Below are 15,814 nucleotides of genomic sequence, written 5' to 3'. Positions count from 1 at the left end.
CATGTCGACATCGCGAGCGGATTGCGGGCCCGACATTTCCCGGCTTGACTCTCCAGCGACTGGAACGTCCAGGATCGGTCTCATGCGAGGGAGCACGGTGTTCACCATCGGGGAACTGGCGCGCCGCACGGGCCTGCCCGTCAAGACGATCCGCTTCTACTCCGACGAAGGCCTGCTCCCTCCGACCGACCGCACACCGTCCGGTTACCGGCTCTACGACACAGCCGCACTCGCGCGACTGGAGCTGGTGAAGACGTTGCGCGAACTGGGAATCGGACTGTCCGATGTGGACGGTGCGTTGGCAGGCACGACGACCGTGCCCGCACTGGCGGCCCGGCACGTCGAGGCACTCGACGAGCAGATCCGCCGGCTGCGGTTACGCCGGTCGGTGCTGCGGGCGGTAGCGAAACGAGAATCCGAACTGGACGAGGTGAAACTGATGAACAAACTGGCATCGATGTCGGACGAGGAGCGCAGGGCACTGCTCGACGAGTTCTGGGCGGAGGTCAGCAGCGGACTGGAAGTGGACCCGGACCTGTACGAGTGGATGCGCTCGGCCAAGCCGGACCTGCCCGACGACCCCAGCCCGGAACAGCTCGAAGCCTGGATCGAACTCGCGGAACTGGTGCGCGACAAGGACTTCCGCGCCCTGATCCGCGGCATGAGCGAAGGCAACGCCCGGCGCAGGGCCGAGGGCGAGGACCTGAGCCCACCCGACGAGGACAAGCGGAACCAGTGGGCCGAATGGGCCGACCGGGCGCACGCCCACCTCGAAGCCGGACTCGACCCGGCCTCGCCGGAGGGCAGGGAACTCGCCGACGAGATCGCGAACGGGTCGGCGACCCCGGGACAGGAACCTGGTGACCCGGCGTTCCGCCGCGAACTGGCCGACAAGATCGCATCCGGCAGCGACCCGAGAGCCGAGCGGTACTGGCAACTGCTGGCGACCATCAACGGCTGGCCACCGGTTCCCACCCGGCAGCCAGCGATGGACTGGTTCATCGGCGCACTGCGCGCGTCCGCGAACTGAGAACCACCGTTGTGCGGGGTGACCCGGGGGCATCCCGCACGACGGCGTCAGTCGCGCAAGGACAGATCCGCCCGCGGCAGCACACCGTCGCGATCCGCGGCCGGGCGGGCGCGCAACAGCGCGTCCACCCGGCCGTGCCCCGGCAGCACGGCACCAGGCTCGATCTCCAGCCACGGAATCAGCACCGAGGCACGGTCCGGCGTACCGGGATGCGGCAGCAACAGCTCCGGCTCGGCGGAGGCCACACCGTCGACGGTCACCAGGTCCACATCCAGCGTCCGCGGGCCCCAGCGCTGCTCCCGGACCCGGCCCGCCGCGGCCTCCAACGCCTGCGCCGCCCGCAACCACGCCCAGTGGTCCCGCGCCGGATCGTCCACAACGCACACCGCGTTGAGAAAGTACGGCTGGTCCTCCACCCCCCACGGCGCCGTCTCGTACACACTCGACACGGCCGTCAGCGGCTCGCCGAGACCACGCACGGCCAGCAACAGGAAACCGTGCCGGTCACCGAGGTTCGACCCCAGCGACAGCACCGCTCTACTCATGGCGCCTCCGCTGAGAAAAACACGTCAACGCCACTCACGGCGCCTCCGCTGAGAAAAACACGTCAACGCCACTCACGGCGCCTCCGCTGAGAAAAACACGTCAACGCGACTCACGGCGCCTCCGCCGGCCGCGCCCGGCCACGCCCCGGCCCGCCGGCGGCCCGGCGGGAACGGCGCATCGTGACCGCCACATCGTCGAACGCCAGAGGAATCGGCGCGGACGGCTTGTGCACCGTCACCTCGACGGCGTGCAGCCGCTCGTCGGCCATCACCTCGTCCGCGATCCGCCCGGCAACGCTCTCGATCAGGTCGTACGGCCGCCCGCCGACGACCCCGGCAGCCAGCTCCGCCAGTTCCCCGTAGTGCAGGGTCTTCGACAGATCATCGGACGCCGCCGCCCCGGCCAGCTCCAGCCAGACCGTGATGTCGACGACGAACTCCTGCCCGTCCCGCTTCTCGTGCTCGAAGACGCCGTGCCTGCCGAACACCCGCAGGCCGGTCAGCGTGATCCGATCAGCCATCACCATCCCCCTCCGGCAGAGCCCAGGCCGCCGCCACCCTGACCGCGTCCAGCGAGGAACCGACCTCGTGCACCCGCACCCCCCAGGCACCGGCGGCCGCGGCCAGCGCCGAAACCGCGGCGGTCGCGTTCCCCCGTCCGCCCGGCGGGCGCGGCATACCGTCCACATCGGACAACAAAGCGCCGAGGAAGCGTTTCCGGGAAGCTCCGACCAGCACTGGGAAACCCAGGCTCAGCAACGAATCCAAGCCGCGCAACAACTCCCAGTCGTGCTCGCCGCGCTTCGCGAAGCCGAGCCCCGGATCGAGCACGATCGCACTCTCCCGGACCCCGGCGGCCAGCGCGGCATCGACCCGCTCGGTCAGCTCGGCCCGGACCTCCGCGACGACGTCGGCATAGGTGGCGAGCGCGTTCATGTCCCTACTGTGCCCCCGCCAGTGCATCAGCACGAAAGGCACGCCGCTCTCCGCCGCCACCCTGGCCATCCCCGGGTCCGCCAGCCCGCCGGACACGTCGTTGATGACCCGCGCGCCCGCCTCCAGCGCGGCCGCAGCGACCTCGGCCCGCGAGGTGTCCACCGACAGCACCAGACCCTCGTCCGCCAGCTCGCGAATCACCGGCAGCACCCTGGCGGTCTCGGTGGCCGCGTCCACCCGCTCCGCACCGGGGCGGGTCGACTCGCCACCCACGTCGATGACGTCCGCGCCGCACCGCCACATCGCCCTGGCGTGCGCCAGCGCCTCCTCGACGTCGAGATACCGGCCACCGTCGGAGAAGGAATCGGGCGTGACGTTCAGGATGCCCATCACCGCACACCGGCCCGGCGACGGCAGTGGAGTCGGCGGGGTCGGCGGGGTCCGCGCGGTCGGCGGGGTCACCGCCGGCCCTTGATCAGGTCGAGCGCCTCCGCCCGCGAGGACGCCGAACTCTTCAACTGCCCGCGCACCGCCGAGGTGGTCGTCCGCGCACCCGGCTTGCGAATACCGCGCATCGCCATGCACAGGTGCTCCGCCTGCACCACCACGATCACGCCACGCGGCTGGAGCTTGCGCTCCATCGCGTCCGCGAGCTGGGAGGTGAGGCGTTCCTGCACCTGGGGACGACGGGCGTAGAGATCGACCAGCCTGGCCAGCTTCGACAAACCGGTGACGCGGCCCAGTTCGTTCGGGATGTAACCGACGTGCGCGACACCGTGGAACGGCACCAGATGGTGCTCGCAGGTGCTGTACATCGGGATGTCGGTGACCAGGACGAGTTCCTCGTGACTCTCGTCGAAGGTCTTGTCCAGGACGGTGTCCGGGTCGTCGTACAGCCCGGCGAACATCTCCTGATAGGCCCGCGCCACCCGTGCCGGGGTCTCCTGGAGGCCGTTGCGATCCGGGTCCTCCCCGCAAGCGAGGAGGAGTTCCCGGATCGCACGTTCGGCTCGCGCCTGGTCGAAAACCGGACCGCCGGGGCCCGCGGCTCGCTGCTCGCTCACCCGGTGAGCGTAACCGGCCTACTCAGCGGCGATGCGGTCCGTCCTGCTCGTCGGGATTGCCGCGGTACCGCTGTTCCTCACCGCGATCATCCGGCAACTGTCCGCTGTGCTGACTTCCCGAAGGATCGCCGTACTGCCTGGTCGGCTGCTCACCAGGCGGCGGGCCGTCCGGCCGCCACGGCTGGCTGGGCCTGCCCGGCTGCGTCGCCGGGGTCCACCCGGGAGGCGCACCGTAGTTGGGCGGGCCGCCCTGCGCGCCCGGGTGCTGACCGGGCTGGCCCGGGTAGCCCTGCGGCCCGTGCTGGTGCTGGCCGGGGTAACCGCCGCCGTTGGACTGCCAGCCGTTCGGCGGGCCGCCACCGTTGCCGCGGTTGCCGTTCGGGTAGCCACCGGGAGGCGGCGGGGCGTACGGATTGGCGGGCTCGGGGCTCTGCGAGTACGGCGGACCACCCGGCAGGTCACCCGCACCCGGCGCGGTCGCGACCGGGGTCGGCGCGGGCTCCGGCACGAACGGCTTCTCCGGCTCCGGCGGGGGCCACGGCTCGCCGCGTTCCATCGCCAGCTCACCGGGGGTCTTGATCGGCGGCTTGTCCGAAGGGGTCCGCTCGCCGAACTCGTTGAACACGGTGATGTTCGGCCGCTTCTCCACCGTGGCGAAGATCCGTTCGAGATCCTTGCGCTGCAGCGTTTCCTTCTCCAGCAGCTCCACGACCAGCTCGTCGAGCACGTCGCGATAGGTGCTCAGCACGTGCCACGCTTCGGTGTGCGCGGTCTCGATGAGCTTGCGCACCTCCTCGTCGATCTCGTGCGCCACCTCGAGCGAGTAGTCCGCCTGCCTGCCGGCGGAACGGCCGAGGAACGGGTCGCCCTGCTCCTGCCCGTACTTGACGGCGCCGAGGCGGGCACTCATGCCGTACTCGGTGACCATCGCGCGGGCGATCTTCGTGGCCTGCTCGATGTCCGAGGACGCACCGGTGGTGGGCTCGTGGAAGACGAGCTCCTCGGCGGTACGGCCACCCATCGCGAAGACGAGCCTGCCGATCATCTCCGAACGGGTCATCAGCTCCTTGTCGTCCTCGGGGACGAGCAGGGCGTGCCCGCCGGTGCGACCACGCGGCAGGATCGTCAGCTTGTAGACCGGCTCGATGTCCGGCATCGCCCACGCGGCGAGCGCGTGCCCGCCCTCGTGGTAGGCCGTGATTTTCTTCTCCTTCTCGGAGATGATCCGGCTCTTGCGGGCCGGACCACCGACGACGCGGTCCACCGCCTCCTCGAGAGCGGCGTCGGTGATGACGGTGCCGTTCTCCCTCGCGGTGAGCAGCGCGCCCTCGTTGATCACGTTCGCCAGGTCGGCACCGGACATGCCGACGGTGCGCTTGGCCAGGCCGTCCAGGTTGGCGTCCTGCGCGATCGGCTTGCCCTTGGCGTGCACGTTCAGAATCGCCCGGCGACCACGCATGTCCGGCGCGGACACCGGGATCTGCCGGTCGAAGCGGCCGGGGCGGAGCAGCGCGGGGTCCAGGATGTCGGGACGGTTTGTGGCCGCGATCAGGATGATCCCGCCGCGCGCGTCGAAGCCGTCCATCTCGACGAGGAGCTGGTTCAGCGTCTGCTCGCGCTCGTCGTGCCCGCCACCGAGGCCGGCGCCACGCTGACGGCCGACCGCGTCGATCTCGTCCACGAAGATGATGCACGGCGCGTTCTGCTTGGCCTGCTCGAACAGGTCACGCACACGGGAGGCACCGACACCGACGAACATCTCGACGAAGTCCGAACCGGAGATCGTGTAGAACGGCACGGCCGCCTCGCCGGCGACGGCCCTGGCGAGCAGCGTCTTACCGGTACCGGGCGGGCCGTAGAGCAGCACGCCCTTCGGGATCTTCGCGCCGAGTGCCTGGTAGCGGCCGGGGTTCTGCAGGAAGTCCTTGATCTCGTACAGCTCTTCGACGGCCTCGTTGGCCCCCGCGACGTCGCCGAAGGTCGTCTTCGGCATGTCCTTGTTGAGCTGCTTGGCCTTCGACTTGCCGAAGTTGAGGACCTTGTTGCCGCCACCCTGGGCGTTGTTCATCATCCACATCAGCAGGAGCAGCAGGATCCCGAGCGGGATCATGTAGATCAGCAACTGGGTGAGGAAGGATTCCTGGGTGACGGTGGTGTCGAACGTCAGGTCCTGCTGACCGTTCTTCGCCTCGTTCAGGGCGGAGTAGATCTGCCCGGACGCCCCGGACGGGAACTTGGTCAGGACCTGGTCGACCTGCTGGCCCTCGACCTCGATCTTGTTGGTCAGGGACAGCTTGAGCTGCTGTTCCTTGTCCTCGAAGGTGACTTCCTTCGCGTTCCCCGCGGAGATCTCCGACAGGGCCTGCGAGGTGGGGACCTGGGAGTAGCCCCGGTCGCTGTCGAAGATCATGCTGAAGGCGAAATAGATCAGCAGAACCGCGACTATCCACAGCAGTGGGTTCTTGAGCAGGCGCTTACGGTCCATTCGACTCGGCCGTGGTGGCCTCGACCCTCCCTGGTTAGGCGGTTGGTCCGGCATCCGCCGTCACGGTATGACGCCCGGCGGAACGCAGGGCATCGTTCTCCCCAGGGTACCGCCCGTTGACGGCGGCGTGGCCGGGGAGCCTCTCGCAGGTCAACGGACGGTATGCGACAGAGGTTCCCGGCGCCGGATCGCTGTGGGCGAACGTCCCTAACCTGCGGTGGCGACGCCGCCGACCATCTCGCCGAGCCGGGAGCGCAGGGTCTTCGCGTCGGCGGGCGAGATGGTGACCCACTCCCGGCCGTCCGGCCCCGGCCTGGACAGGCTGAGGTAGCGCCCGCCCGCCGTGTCGAACCAGGCGAGCACCGGCGAACGGCGTTTGCCGCCGAGGTGGTCGCGGCTGTTCGCGGCGATCTGGCCGCCGCGCAGTCTGGGCTGTCCGGAGAGCCTGCCGTAGGCCTCCCGCGGGTCGGTGGTGCGTTCGGCAAGGCCGGAACGCTCGCGCCGGCTCCGCCCCCACCGGCCGCCCTTGTCCGCCGCTTCGGCCTCCCGCGCGGCGCCGACGCCCGCCATCGTCCGGGCGGGCGCGGTGCGCATCGCCTCGTCCAGCGGCAGGGTGATCGAGGATTCGCTGCCCCGTGGTCCGGCGGGCAGCAGCGAGACGACCTCGGAGGCGAGGCCGTCCGGGTAGGCGGGGCGCACCCGGATGCCCTGGTGGTCCTGGATCGCGATCACGGCCTCGCGACCGTCCGAGGCGGCCAGGATCGCCACCGGCGGCATCCGGTACTCCGGGATGTGCAGCGCGTCGATGGACACCGCGGGACGGGCCAGCAGCCGCAGCCACTGCTCGACGTGCGGCTCCAGCCTGCCCTGCGGATCGCGGACGCCCCTGGTCACCAGCTCGGCGTTGGTGCTGCGGCGGAGCAGGATCCGCTCGTCCTCGGTGGCACCGTGCGAAGGCACCTGCAGCGGGTAGGGCAGCTCGCCGATCCGCATCGCCTCCCACAGGAAGTCGAAGGCGATCGGCGAGAAGAACTCCTGCGGTGCCACCATCTCTCCCTGGTTTCGACGTCGGTGTACGGAGGCTAGCGCCGCGCTCCCGGTGCGCTACAGCGCGGCGGTGTTCGCGCTGATCGCACCGGAGAGCATCTCCGCGAGCCGGTGCCGCAGCGTGGCCGCGTCGGCCGGGGCGATGGTGATCCAGTCACGGCCGTCCCGGCCACGGGTCGCCTGGGTGAAGTAGCGGCCGCTCTCGGTGTCGAACCAGCTCAGCACCGGCATGCGCGAACGGCCGCCCATCCGGTTGCGGGCGTTGGCGCCGATCTGCCCGCCGCGTAGCCGCGGCTGCGCGTGCAACCGGGCCAGCGCCTTGCGGTCCTCGTCGACGCTCGCCCGGCTGCCATCCTGCGGATCGGGCCCCCTGCGCTGCAGGAAGTCCGCGCCGGAGCTGCTCATGAGCTGGTCCAGCGGAACGGTGATCGACTTCTCCGAGCCGCGCGGAGCGGGCGGGAGCAGGCCGATGATCGCACTGTGCAGACCGTCCGCCGGAACGTCCCGCAGGTGCAGGCCACGCTGGTCCTGGACGGCCAGTAGTGCCTGACCGCCGAGCGAGGACGCCACGGCGAGCACCGGCGCCGAGCCCGGATTGGTCAGGTGCACCGCGTCGAGGCTGATGTCCGCGCCGGCCAGCACGCCGAACCAGTCCTCGATGTGCGGTTCGGCCCGGCCCCGATCGTCGGCCACCCGGCGCTGGACCAGCCCGGCCATCGTCTGCGTGCGCAGCGCGGCGCGCTCGTCCAGTGTCGCGCCGTGCGACCGCGCTTCCAGCGGATAGGGCAGTTCACCGGTTCCGTTGGACTCCCACAGGAAATCCAGCTCGAGCGGCGTGAGCAGCTCCGTCCGTGCCATTAAACGTCCCCGGAGGCGAGGGGGCGGACGAACCCCGGATCACGATCGCCCGCCCGCGACACGGCCAGCGCCACGATCTAGCGCTCCTCGTCCTCGGACCAGGCACCGATGACGGGCGGCGGCGTGGCCTCGTTGGCCCCGAACGCCTCGTCCGGATCGGCTTCGATGAGGAAGGACGCGTGCGTGTGCTCCTCTTCCTGCTCCTGCTGCTGACGGGCGGCACCCATGCCGGCACCGCCGCCGACCGGACCCGCGGGCGGCGGGGCGCCCGCTCCGATCGTGCCACCGGCGGGAACAACACCCGGCTGCTGCGGACTCGCGGCGGCGGCGCTGTTGCCCTGCCCCTGCGCCGCGGAACCCGAGTCGCTGGACTGCTGCTTGGTACCGCTGCGGTTGCCCGCACCGAGCGCCCTGCCGCCGGCGAAACCGAGCGCACCGCCGACTGCCGCGCCGCCGAGGGCCTGCGCGGTGGTGGCGGGCGCGGCCGGGGCCTGCGGCGCGGACGGCATGGAGCCACCACCGGTCACCGACCCGGCCGAGGGGCCGGACTGCGCCGCGTACCCGGATGTGCTGGTGTGGGCGGGCGTCTCGGAACCCGCCTGGCCGAGCCCCGGGGCGAGCCCGCCGGCGCCGGCACCGGCGACGGTGAGCGAACCCGGCTGGACTCCGCCGATACCGGCCGGGCCACCCGGCATCCCGCCGACGTCCATCGAGGCCGCGTTCAGACCGGACACGTTCGCCGCGGGCTTGAGCCCGAGCGAGGCCGGGGCGAAGCTCGGCGTCGTGCCGTCGACCTCGGACATCGCCGAGGTGTAGGCGTTGAAGTACTGGACCTGCTGCGCCTTGACGTCCTTGGCGGCGTCCGCCTGCACCTTGAGGTCGGCGGTCATCGCGGCCGGGCCACCGGCCAGCATCGCGGCCGTCTGCTGCGCCGGGTCGAACTCCTTGGGCGCGGGCATCTTCTTGACCTCGGCAGCGGCGGCGGCCTGCTGGGTCATCCGGTTGCTCATGACGTTCGCGGCCTCACCCGCCTGCGAGGACGAGTTGGCGATGGCGACGAGCGAACCCTGCGCCGCGGCGGCACCACCGCCGATCCAGGCCGCGCCCAGTTCGGAGATGGCGGTGTAGAGGTCGTTGGCGGCCTGGTGCAGTTCCCGGCCATGGTGCGACCAGGTCTGCGAGAGGCCTTCCGCGGAGGCGGGCTCGTTGTTCGAGGTGGCGCCGATGTAGAGCTGCGAGCTCTCCTGGGCCTCCCAGTTCGGCGGGCTGGCGATCGCCAGGTCGGCGCCGTAGTCGAAGCCGTCCTGCCGCGAGCGTGCCTGCGCGACGATGTCCGAGGACGCGGAACCGTCCCCCAGCGCCACCTGCCCGCCGTAAACCGACGAGCCCGCCGAGCCGTTCGAGCCGGAGTCACTCCCGTACATGCTGCTCATGATTGTCGTCCCCCTGCTTTCAGGCCTGACCGCGGAACGGGTCGCCTGCCGCCTGATCCATCTCGTGATAGCGGCTCATCGCCGTGACGATGGCCTGCTCGGCCTGGTCGTACTGGCTGAAGAGGTTCTGCAGCGCGTCGGCGTACGAATCGCCCCCACCGTCGGCGCGCGAGGAGAACTTCTGCGACATCGCCTGCCCGACCGGGTTGGCACCGAGCTTCGGGGCCTCGGCGAGCGCGCCGGCATTGCCGAGCAGCGACTCGACGGCGTCCTTACCGGTGCGGATCTTCTGAAGCACGGCCTGGGCCGCGTCCGGATCCACCCCGACCTGGCCACTGACGGCTGCGTTCCGGAACGCGCTGGCGTCCGCGATGCTGTTCCCCATCTCCACCTTCTCCTGTCCCCAAGATCGGAGCCTCTTCGCATAGGTTAACGCAACGAGCGTGCCCGTATGACGCGGTTCGGCGAGTCCGGGTTCCGGATTCGCGAGCTCATACGCAGCGTGTTCCACCGCCGGACTGCGATCAGGACGAATACACGCGCGGATCAAGGGTGCCGATGTACGGCAGGTCCCGATATCGCTCCGCGTAGTCGAGGCCGTACCCGACGACGAACTCGTTGGGAATGTCGAACCCGATGTACTTCACCGGCACGTCCACCTTCACCGCCTCCGGCTTGCGCAGCAGCGAGACGACCTCCAGCGAGGCGGGGTTCCGGCTGGCCAGGTTGCGCAGCAGCCAGGACAGCGTCAGCCCGGAGTCGACGATGTCCTCGACGATCAGCACTCGCCTGCCCGCGATGTCGCGGTCCAGGTCCTTCAGGATGCGGACGACACCGGAGGACGAGGTGGCGGAGCCGTAGGAGGAGACGGCCATGAACTCGAGCTGTGTCGGCACGGGCAGCGCGCGGGCGAAGTCGGTCATGAACATGACGGCGCCCTTGAGTACCCCGACGAGCAACAGGTCCGAACCCTGCTCGCCGACCGGGTAATCGGCGGCGACCTCTTCGGCCAGCTCGGCGATCTTGTCGTTGATCTGCTGCTCGGTGACGAGCACGGAGGCGATGTCGCCTTCGTACACGGGTCAGTCCCCTTTACTCCGGTCGAGTGGATTCACGGTGAGCCTGCCATGCGCCCGGAACGCCACCAAGTCGCCCGGCAACCAGGTGCCGCCCTGGCCCCGCCATTCACCCATGAAGGCGTCGACGGAACGCAGGTGCGCGTCTGTGAGCTCACGCACACCAGCGTCCAGCAGCCACCGCCGGAGTACCCGCCTGCGCAGCGCCGCCGGGGCCGGGCCGAGGACGGCCACATCGAGTTCTCCCTGCCCGTCGCGGGCTTCGGCCAGCAGTTCGGCGGCCAGCACGTCGAGCGCGGCGGAGTCCTCCCGGAGCTGGGCGGCCGTACGGGCGAGCGCGGCCGGGACGCCACCGGCGAGCACCTCGTCGAGCAGCGGCAGTACCTCGGTGCGCAGCCGGACGCGGGTGAACCGCCGGTCGGCGTTGTGCGGGTCCTGCCACGGCGTCACGCCCAGCGCGGCGCACGCCCGCACGGTCACCTCCCGCGGAACGTCCAGCAGCGGACGTGCCAGCGGCGGCTCGAACGCGGGCATGCCCGCCAGCGAACGCGGACCGGAGCCGCGGCCCAGTCCGAGCAGCACGGTCTCCGCCTGGTCGTCGCGGGTGTGCCCGAGTAACAGCAGCCCGCCCTCCGGCAGTTCCGCCCGCAGGGCCGCGTACCGGGCGCGGCGGGCAGCGGCCTCCGGGCCACCGCTACCGGAGACCCGCACCGTCAGCACCCGCGCCTCGTGCACGCCCAGCTCCCGCGCCGTGGCCGCGGCGGTGGTGGCGACCTCGGCGGAACCGTCCTGCAGACCGTGGTCGACGATCAGCGCGGTGACCTTCACCCCGGTCCGCGCACCCGCGTGGACGCAGCCCTCGGCCAGCGCCAGCGAGTCGGCTCCGCCGGAGACGGCGACGTACAGGTCGCCGGGAGGCACGGAGCGCAGGAACTCCCGGACGGCCCGGCGTACCCGGGCCAGTGCCGGGTGCGGTTTGCCGCTCACCCGCCGTGGACCCGGCGCACCCAGTCGCCGGGCGCGGCGATCTCCGCGCGCGTCGGCAGGGAGTCCGGCGAGGCCCAGACGGCGTTGAAACCGGACATGCCCACGGCGTCCACGACGTGCCGGGTGAACGCCGCGCCCTGCGCGTACTGGCGGACTTTCGCGTCGACGCCGAGCAGGCTGCGCAGCAGGCGGTCGAACAGGCCGCCGCCCTTGCGCCGCTCGGTGAACCGGGAGCGGATGGTCGCCACGGACGGCACCACGGCCGGGCCGACGGCGTCCATCACGAAGTCGGCGTGTCCCTCCAGCAGGGTGGACAGCGCGATCAGCCGGTCGAACACCTCCCGCTGGGCGGGCGACTGAATCAGCTCGGCGAGTCCCAGCGAGTCCTCGCCGCGCCTGCGCAGCGCGTCGGGGAGCCTGCCGAGCAACTCGCCGAACCCCTCGGTCTCGGTCAGTCCGCCGACGAGCGTGCGGACCTGCCCGGCGAAGTAGTCTCGCAGCCAGCCGACAGCGGTGAACTGCAACCGGTGGGTGCACTCGTGCAGGCACACCCACATGCGGAAGTCCGCGCCGGAGACCCGCATCGCGCGTTCCGCCGTGACCACGTTGGGCGCCACCAGCAGCAGGCGCCCTTCCCGGTCCGGTCCGCCGAAGGGGTCGTACTGGCCGAGTACGCGGGGAGCCAGAAAGGCGAGCACCAGACCGGTCTGCACGCCCGCGCCACCGGCGACGACCTGCCCGATCGGCCCGCCGCGCGCGGGCGGGACAGCACCCTCGCCACCGGTGAGCGCGCCGGTGGTCAGCTCGCCGAGCCCGGACGCCGCGGCACGCACCCATCCCGGACGGTCGACCACCTCGCCCGGCAACAGCGGGAGTCCGTGGCCGAGCCCGGTCAGCTCACGCACGTGCGCCTCGGCGTCGATGGTCATCTCGCGCAGGTCGCGCACGGCGGTGTCGGCCTCGGCCCTGGGCACCACCGGTCCACCGCGCACCAGCAGCGCCCCGGTGGCCGCGGCCAGCCGCCAGTCGATCGTCGCGCCCGGCGCCTGCCCGTTCCGCTGCTTCGCCTCGCTCACCCGCCCGACGCTACCCGCGGCTCGGGCGGTGCGCCGCCGCCTAACGGCAGCCGCAGCCACGCAGCGCGGCGGCGACGCCGTCCAGCGCGGCCTGGCCGGGCCCGAGGTCGGAACCGGCGGACATCAGCGCGAACACGAGCGGACGACCGTCGGCGTCAAGGACGATCCCGGCGAGGGTGTTGACGCCGGAGAGCGTGCCGGTCTTCGCCCGGACCCAGCCCTTGCCGGTGTCGGCCGGTGCGGCCGTGTAGCGGCCGGCGAGAGTTCCGCTGCCGCCCGCGACGGGCAGGCCGCCGAGCATCGGGCGCAGCTTCGCGGTCCTCGGGTCGGCCCCGTCCGCCGCCCCGGCCACGGCCAGCAGCTCGGTCAGCAGTTTCGCCGGCACCCGGTTCGCGGTGGACAGGCCGCTGCCGTCCGACAGTTCGACGCCGGTGAGGTCGAAACCGTTGTCGCGCAACACTTGCAGCGTCGTCTCGGCACCACCGGCGAAGGACGGGTCCTTGCCGGCGGCGATCGCCACGTGCCGGGCGAGCACGTCGGCGAGCAGGTTGTCCGAGGTGACCAGCATGGTGTCCACGAGTTCCCGCAGGGGCGCCGAGGAGACCTCGCCGAGGACCTTGGCGCCCTGCGGGGCCGTTGCGGTGACGGGTGCGGCGACCTGCGCGCCGAGCCTGCCGGCGAGCTGCTGCGCGAGTACGCCGCCCGGGTTGGGTACCCGCATCGCCTTGCCGTCGGTCGCGCTGGACCGTCCGCCGTCGAGCATCGCGGGCACGACGTCGGCCATGTAGGTCGAGGGCGTGTCCTCCGGTGCCCAGCCCGGTGCGGTCGGCTGGCCGGTGAAGGCGTTCAGGTCCAGCGACACCGAGCTGACCTGGCCGCCGGATGCCGCCTTGACCTGCTCGACGAGCTCGTCGAGATGCGCCGCCCCCGGGTAGATCGACTCCTCCCCCGCGGGCAGTGAGGACAGGGTGACGTCACCGCCCGCGACCAGCACGGCCGATCCGGGTTGTTCGCCCGCGACGACCTTGGTGCTGAACTGCGCGCCGTGGTCAAGGGAGAGGAGCGCGGCGGCCGCGGTCAGCAGCTTCGTGGTGGACGCCGGGGTCAGCGGAGTGCCCGCGTCGCGTTCCCAGAGCGTCCGGCCGGTCGCCGGGTCGACGACGCTGCCGGTCAGCGTGCCCAGTGCGGCGTTGCCCGCGGGTCCCTGCAGCGCCGCGGTCACCCCGTCCGCCGTCGGCCCCGGGGTGTCGCCCGGCCCGCGCAGTGACAGGTTCACCGGTTCGGCGGCGGGCGGGTCGGCCTTCGGCGCGTTGGGTGCCCAGGGCAGGGCGAGCCGGTTCGAGACGGCGGGCAGGGCGAGAACCACCCCCACGGCAATCACCAGCAGCAGTGCGAGACCGCTGCCGATCAACGTGCGCTTCCTGCGTTTCCGCGGGGCGGCCGATGCGCCGTCCTGTCCGGCGGACGCGGCGGGCTGCTCCCCGGTGGACGCCGCCGCCGGGACGTTCTCCATTCCGGGTTCGATCCGCATCGGCTGGGCGTGCGTGCCCGCGGGTGGCGGCGTGGCGGGCTGTGTCGGGTGCTCGTGCGGCGGGGCCTGGCGCTGCTGCCCGGTCCGCGCCGGGTCGAGGCCCGGCGTCACCACGGTCCGCTCGCCCGGCGGGGTCTGCTGCTGGGCGGGCTGTTGCTGCTGCGCGGGAGCCTGCGCAGGCTGCTGCCGGGCCGGTTGGTGCTGTGCCTGGGGTTGGTGCGGCGGCTGGGGTTGCCGGGGTTGCTGTGGCTGACCGGGTTGCGGACCGGGCACGGCCCGTGGCTCGGTCCGCTGCTGGTCCGCTCCGGGATGCTCGGCGGCGGACCCGTCCCGTGCGGCAGGCAGCGGGAGCTGTGAGGTCGGCTCCTCGAACCAGCCCGCCGGCTGGGCCTTGTCGGCCGCCGCTGCTTCCCCTCCGGTGGCCGGGGGTTCCGCGGTCGTGTCGCCGGGAGGTTCCGGCGCGGATGCCGTGCTGGGCCGCTGCGCCCAGACCGTCGGCTGGTCGTGCAGGTCGGGCGCGGGACGCTTCAGCTCGTGGGTCCGTTCGTCGCCGGACCGTTCCCGCTGTTCGTCGTCGCTGTCCCCCGACGGCCACGCAGGCCCCTCCGGCTCCGGCACGCACCCTCCTCCACGTCGCTCTCGTGTCCCCGTCATACGGCCAGGGGCAATCTCACACCCGGTGATGCGTTCCCCGCCTGCGCCGTAGTCCACACTAGTGAGGTCAACACAGTGAAACGGCGAGCCGCCCTCCCAAGGGCGCTACCGATGACATAGAGCAGCGAGGACGGCGTGGAATTCGACGTCACGATCGAAATCCCCAAAGGGGAACGCAACAAGTACGAAGTGGACCACAAGACGGGGCGCATCAAGCTCGACCGCACCCTGTTCACGGCCACCCAGTACCCGGCCGACTACGGGTTCATCGATGACACCCTCGGCCAGGACGGTGACCCGCTCGACGTGCTGGTACTCGTGCAGGAGCCCACGTTCCCGGGCTGCCTGATCCGCTGCCGCGCGATCGGCATGTTCCGGATGACCGACGAGAAGGGCCCGGACGACAAGGTGCTGGCCGTTCCGTCGCACGATCCGCGACTGGAGCATCTGCGCGACATCCACCACCTCAACGAGTTCCACCGGCTGGAGATCCAGCACTTCTTCGAGGTGTACAAGGATCTCGAACCGGCGAAGAGCGTCGAGGGTTCTTCCTGGGCGGGCCGGGTCGAGTCCGAGCAGGAGATCGAGCGGTCCTACGCCCGCGAGGTCGACCGGCTGGAGAAGCTGGAAGCCGAGGGCGGCGAGCACTGAGCTGGCGTCCAGGTCTGACCCCGACGGTCAGGACTGCGTTGACACGTATCTGCGGTGTCGCCACCAGGCGGCACCGCAGACGTGTTCTCCGGGACGGCCGGTTCCGCTACCGGCTCGCCGCCGCGCTCAGCAGGCGAAGCCCGGAACCGGGTAGCCCGCGAGGAACTCGCGCACCTGGGCCGCGATGCGCTCAATCGCCTGCTCGTTGTGCGCGGTACCGGCCATCGTCGTGAGCTTCGGTGGTGGTGCTCCACCTCTACTGGCGCCGGTCGCTGTTGCCGACACCGATCGCAGGCCGGTCCGGGCCCCGCCTCAGAGGGTGTGGTGAAACCTTGGTGGTCAGGGTGTGAGGTCGTCTGCTAGGCGTTGGGCTGCCTCGGTCTCGATGGGGCCGTGAGGTTCGACGTTTTCGCCTGCTAGCCGTGCGGCCATCAATCGGAT

General features: G+C 71.4%; 15 protein-coding genes and 1 pseudogene. 2 read left to right on the top strand and 14 right to left on the bottom strand.

Features of this window, described 5'->3' with window-relative positions:
- Nucleotides 1-82 precede the first annotated feature (82 nt).
- A complete protein-coding gene (locus CFN78_RS22305) occupies nucleotides 83-1,030 on the top strand; it encodes a helix-turn-helix domain-containing protein (protein WP_094864834.1) in 948 nt (315 codons plus the stop codon).
- A 47-nt stretch (nucleotides 1,031-1,077) separates the two neighbouring features.
- Here the strand turns inward: CFN78_RS22305 and folK are convergent, their stop codons facing one another.
- The 13 genes from folK to dacB all read right to left on the bottom strand — a co-directional run bounded on the left by folK (nucleotide 1,078) and on the right by dacB (nucleotide 14,686).
- On the bottom strand, nucleotides 1,078-1,575 hold the full coding sequence (gene folK / locus CFN78_RS22300; protein WP_094864833.1) for a 2-amino-4-hydroxy-6-hydroxymethyldihydropteridine diphosphokinase: 498 nt from the start codon (nucleotides 1,573-1,575) through the stop codon (nucleotides 1,078-1,080).
- 110 nt (nucleotides 1,576-1,685) lie between these two features.
- Nucleotides 1,686-2,096, bottom strand: coding sequence for a dihydroneopterin aldolase (gene folB, locus CFN78_RS22295; protein ID WP_094864956.1), 411 nt, complete (start codon nucleotides 2,094-2,096; stop codon nucleotides 1,686-1,688).
- Nucleotides 2,089-2,901: a dihydropteroate synthase gene (folP, locus tag CFN78_RS22290; protein WP_094864832.1), complete on the bottom strand. Its 813-nt coding sequence runs from the start codon at nucleotides 2,899-2,901 to the stop codon at nucleotides 2,089-2,091. Before folP ends, folB begins: the two co-directional genes overlap by 8 nt.
- Nucleotides 2,902-2,969: 68 nt before the next feature.
- Entirely contained in the window at nucleotides 2,970-3,575 is a 606-nt protein-coding gene (gene folE, locus CFN78_RS22285) for a GTP cyclohydrolase I FolE (protein WP_094864831.1), read from the bottom strand.
- A 22-nt stretch (nucleotides 3,576-3,597) separates the two neighbouring features.
- Nucleotides 3,598-6,060 carry an ATP-dependent zinc metalloprotease FtsH gene (ftsH, locus tag CFN78_RS22280; RefSeq protein ID WP_094864830.1) on the bottom strand — a complete coding sequence of 821 codons (2,463 nt, stop codon included), beginning with the start codon at nucleotides 6,058-6,060 and terminating at the stop codon, nucleotides 3,598-3,600.
- 207 nt (nucleotides 6,061-6,267) lie between these two features.
- Nucleotides 6,268-7,110: an ESX secretion-associated protein EspG gene (locus tag CFN78_RS22275; RefSeq protein WP_094864829.1), complete on the bottom strand. Its 843-nt coding sequence runs from the start codon at nucleotides 7,108-7,110 to the stop codon at nucleotides 6,268-6,270.
- Between the two features lie 54 nt (nucleotides 7,111-7,164).
- Complete coding sequence (locus CFN78_RS22270) at nucleotides 7,165-7,965, bottom strand: ESX secretion-associated protein EspG (protein WP_094864828.1); 801 nt, start codon at nucleotides 7,963-7,965, stop codon at nucleotides 7,165-7,167.
- Between the two features lie 77 nt (nucleotides 7,966-8,042).
- The gene (locus CFN78_RS22265) at nucleotides 8,043-9,398 is read right to left on the bottom strand and encodes a hypothetical protein (RefSeq protein WP_420807916.1); all 1,356 of its coding nucleotides are present in this window, start codon (nucleotides 9,396-9,398) and stop codon (nucleotides 8,043-8,045) included.
- 19 nt (nucleotides 9,399-9,417) lie between these two features.
- Nucleotides 9,418-9,783 carry a hypothetical protein gene (locus tag CFN78_RS22260; RefSeq protein WP_094864827.1) on the bottom strand — a complete coding sequence of 122 codons (366 nt, stop codon included), beginning with the start codon at nucleotides 9,781-9,783 and terminating at the stop codon, nucleotides 9,418-9,420.
- 139 nt (nucleotides 9,784-9,922) lie between these two features.
- Entirely contained in the window at nucleotides 9,923-10,477 is a 555-nt protein-coding gene (hpt, locus tag CFN78_RS22255) for a hypoxanthine phosphoribosyltransferase (RefSeq protein ID WP_094864826.1), read from the bottom strand.
- A 3-nt stretch (nucleotides 10,478-10,480) separates the two neighbouring features.
- On the bottom strand, nucleotides 10,481-11,461 hold the full coding sequence (gene tilS / locus CFN78_RS22250) for a tRNA lysidine(34) synthetase TilS (RefSeq protein ID WP_094864825.1): 981 nt from the start codon (nucleotides 11,459-11,461) through the stop codon (nucleotides 10,481-10,483).
- Entirely contained in the window at nucleotides 11,458-12,537 is a 1,080-nt protein-coding gene (locus CFN78_RS22245) for a zinc-dependent metalloprotease (protein WP_240519623.1), read from the bottom strand. Before CFN78_RS22245 ends, tilS begins: the two co-directional genes overlap by 4 nt.
- Nucleotides 12,538-12,577: 40 nt before the next feature.
- Nucleotides 12,578-14,686, bottom strand: a complete 2,109-nt coding sequence (dacB, locus tag CFN78_RS22240; protein WP_165777672.1) for a D-alanyl-D-alanine carboxypeptidase/D-alanyl-D-alanine endopeptidase — start codon at nucleotides 14,684-14,686, stop codon at nucleotides 12,578-12,580.
- Between the two features lie 171 nt (nucleotides 14,687-14,857).
- Between dacB and CFN78_RS22235 the strand changes: the two genes are divergently transcribed.
- Nucleotides 14,858-15,373, top strand: coding sequence for an inorganic diphosphatase (locus tag CFN78_RS22235; RefSeq protein WP_094864823.1), 516 nt, complete (start codon nucleotides 14,858-14,860; stop codon nucleotides 15,371-15,373).
- A 339-nt stretch (nucleotides 15,374-15,712) separates the two neighbouring features.
- Here the strand turns inward: CFN78_RS22235 and CFN78_RS22230 are convergent.
- Nucleotides 15,713-15,814: pseudogene (locus CFN78_RS22230) on the bottom strand (IS5/IS1182 family transposase); the annotation flags it as partial.

Source organism: Amycolatopsis antarctica, from assembly GCF_002262875.1.
Lineage (GTDB): Bacteria > Actinomycetota > Actinomycetes > Mycobacteriales > Pseudonocardiaceae > Amycolatopsis > Amycolatopsis antarctica.
The sequence above is the reverse complement of the archived record's forward strand: the minus strand, read 5'-3'. Positions and strand labels throughout refer to the sequence as shown.

What these genes read in the sequence shown, in the direction of transcription:
- folK (WP_094864833.1), bottom strand. Translation starts at nt 1,575, where the DNA reads ATGAGTAGAGCGGTGCTGTCGCTGGGGTCGAACCTCGGTGACCGGCAC.
- CFN78_RS22270 (WP_094864828.1), bottom strand. Translation starts at nt 7,965, where the DNA reads ATGGCACGGACGGAGCTGCTCACGCCGCTCGAGCTGGATTTCCTGTGG.
- ftsH (WP_094864830.1), bottom strand. Translation starts at nt 6,060, where the DNA reads ATGGACCGTAAGCGCCTGCTCAAGAACCCACTGCTGTGGATAGTCGCG.
- CFN78_RS22275 (WP_094864829.1), bottom strand. Translation starts at nt 7,110, where the DNA reads ATGGTGGCACCGCAGGAGTTCTTCTCGCCGATCGCCTTCGACTTCCTG.
- folB (WP_094864956.1), bottom strand. Translation starts at nt 2,096, where the DNA reads ATGGCTGATCGGATCACGCTGACCGGCCTGCGGGTGTTCGGCAGGCAC.
- CFN78_RS22265 (WP_420807916.1), bottom strand. Translation starts at nt 9,398, where the DNA reads ATGAGCAGCATGTACGGGAGTGACTCCGGCTCGAACGGCTCGGCGGGC.
- CFN78_RS22260 (WP_094864827.1), bottom strand. Translation starts at nt 9,783, where the DNA reads ATGGGGAACAGCATCGCGGACGCCAGCGCGTTCCGGAACGCAGCCGTC.
- folP (WP_094864832.1), bottom strand. Translation starts at nt 2,901, where the DNA reads ATGGGCATCCTGAACGTCACGCCCGATTCCTTCTCCGACGGTGGCCGG.
- CFN78_RS22305 (WP_094864834.1), top strand. Translation starts at nt 83, where the DNA reads ATGCGAGGGAGCACGGTGTTCACCATCGGGGAACTGGCGCGCCGCACG.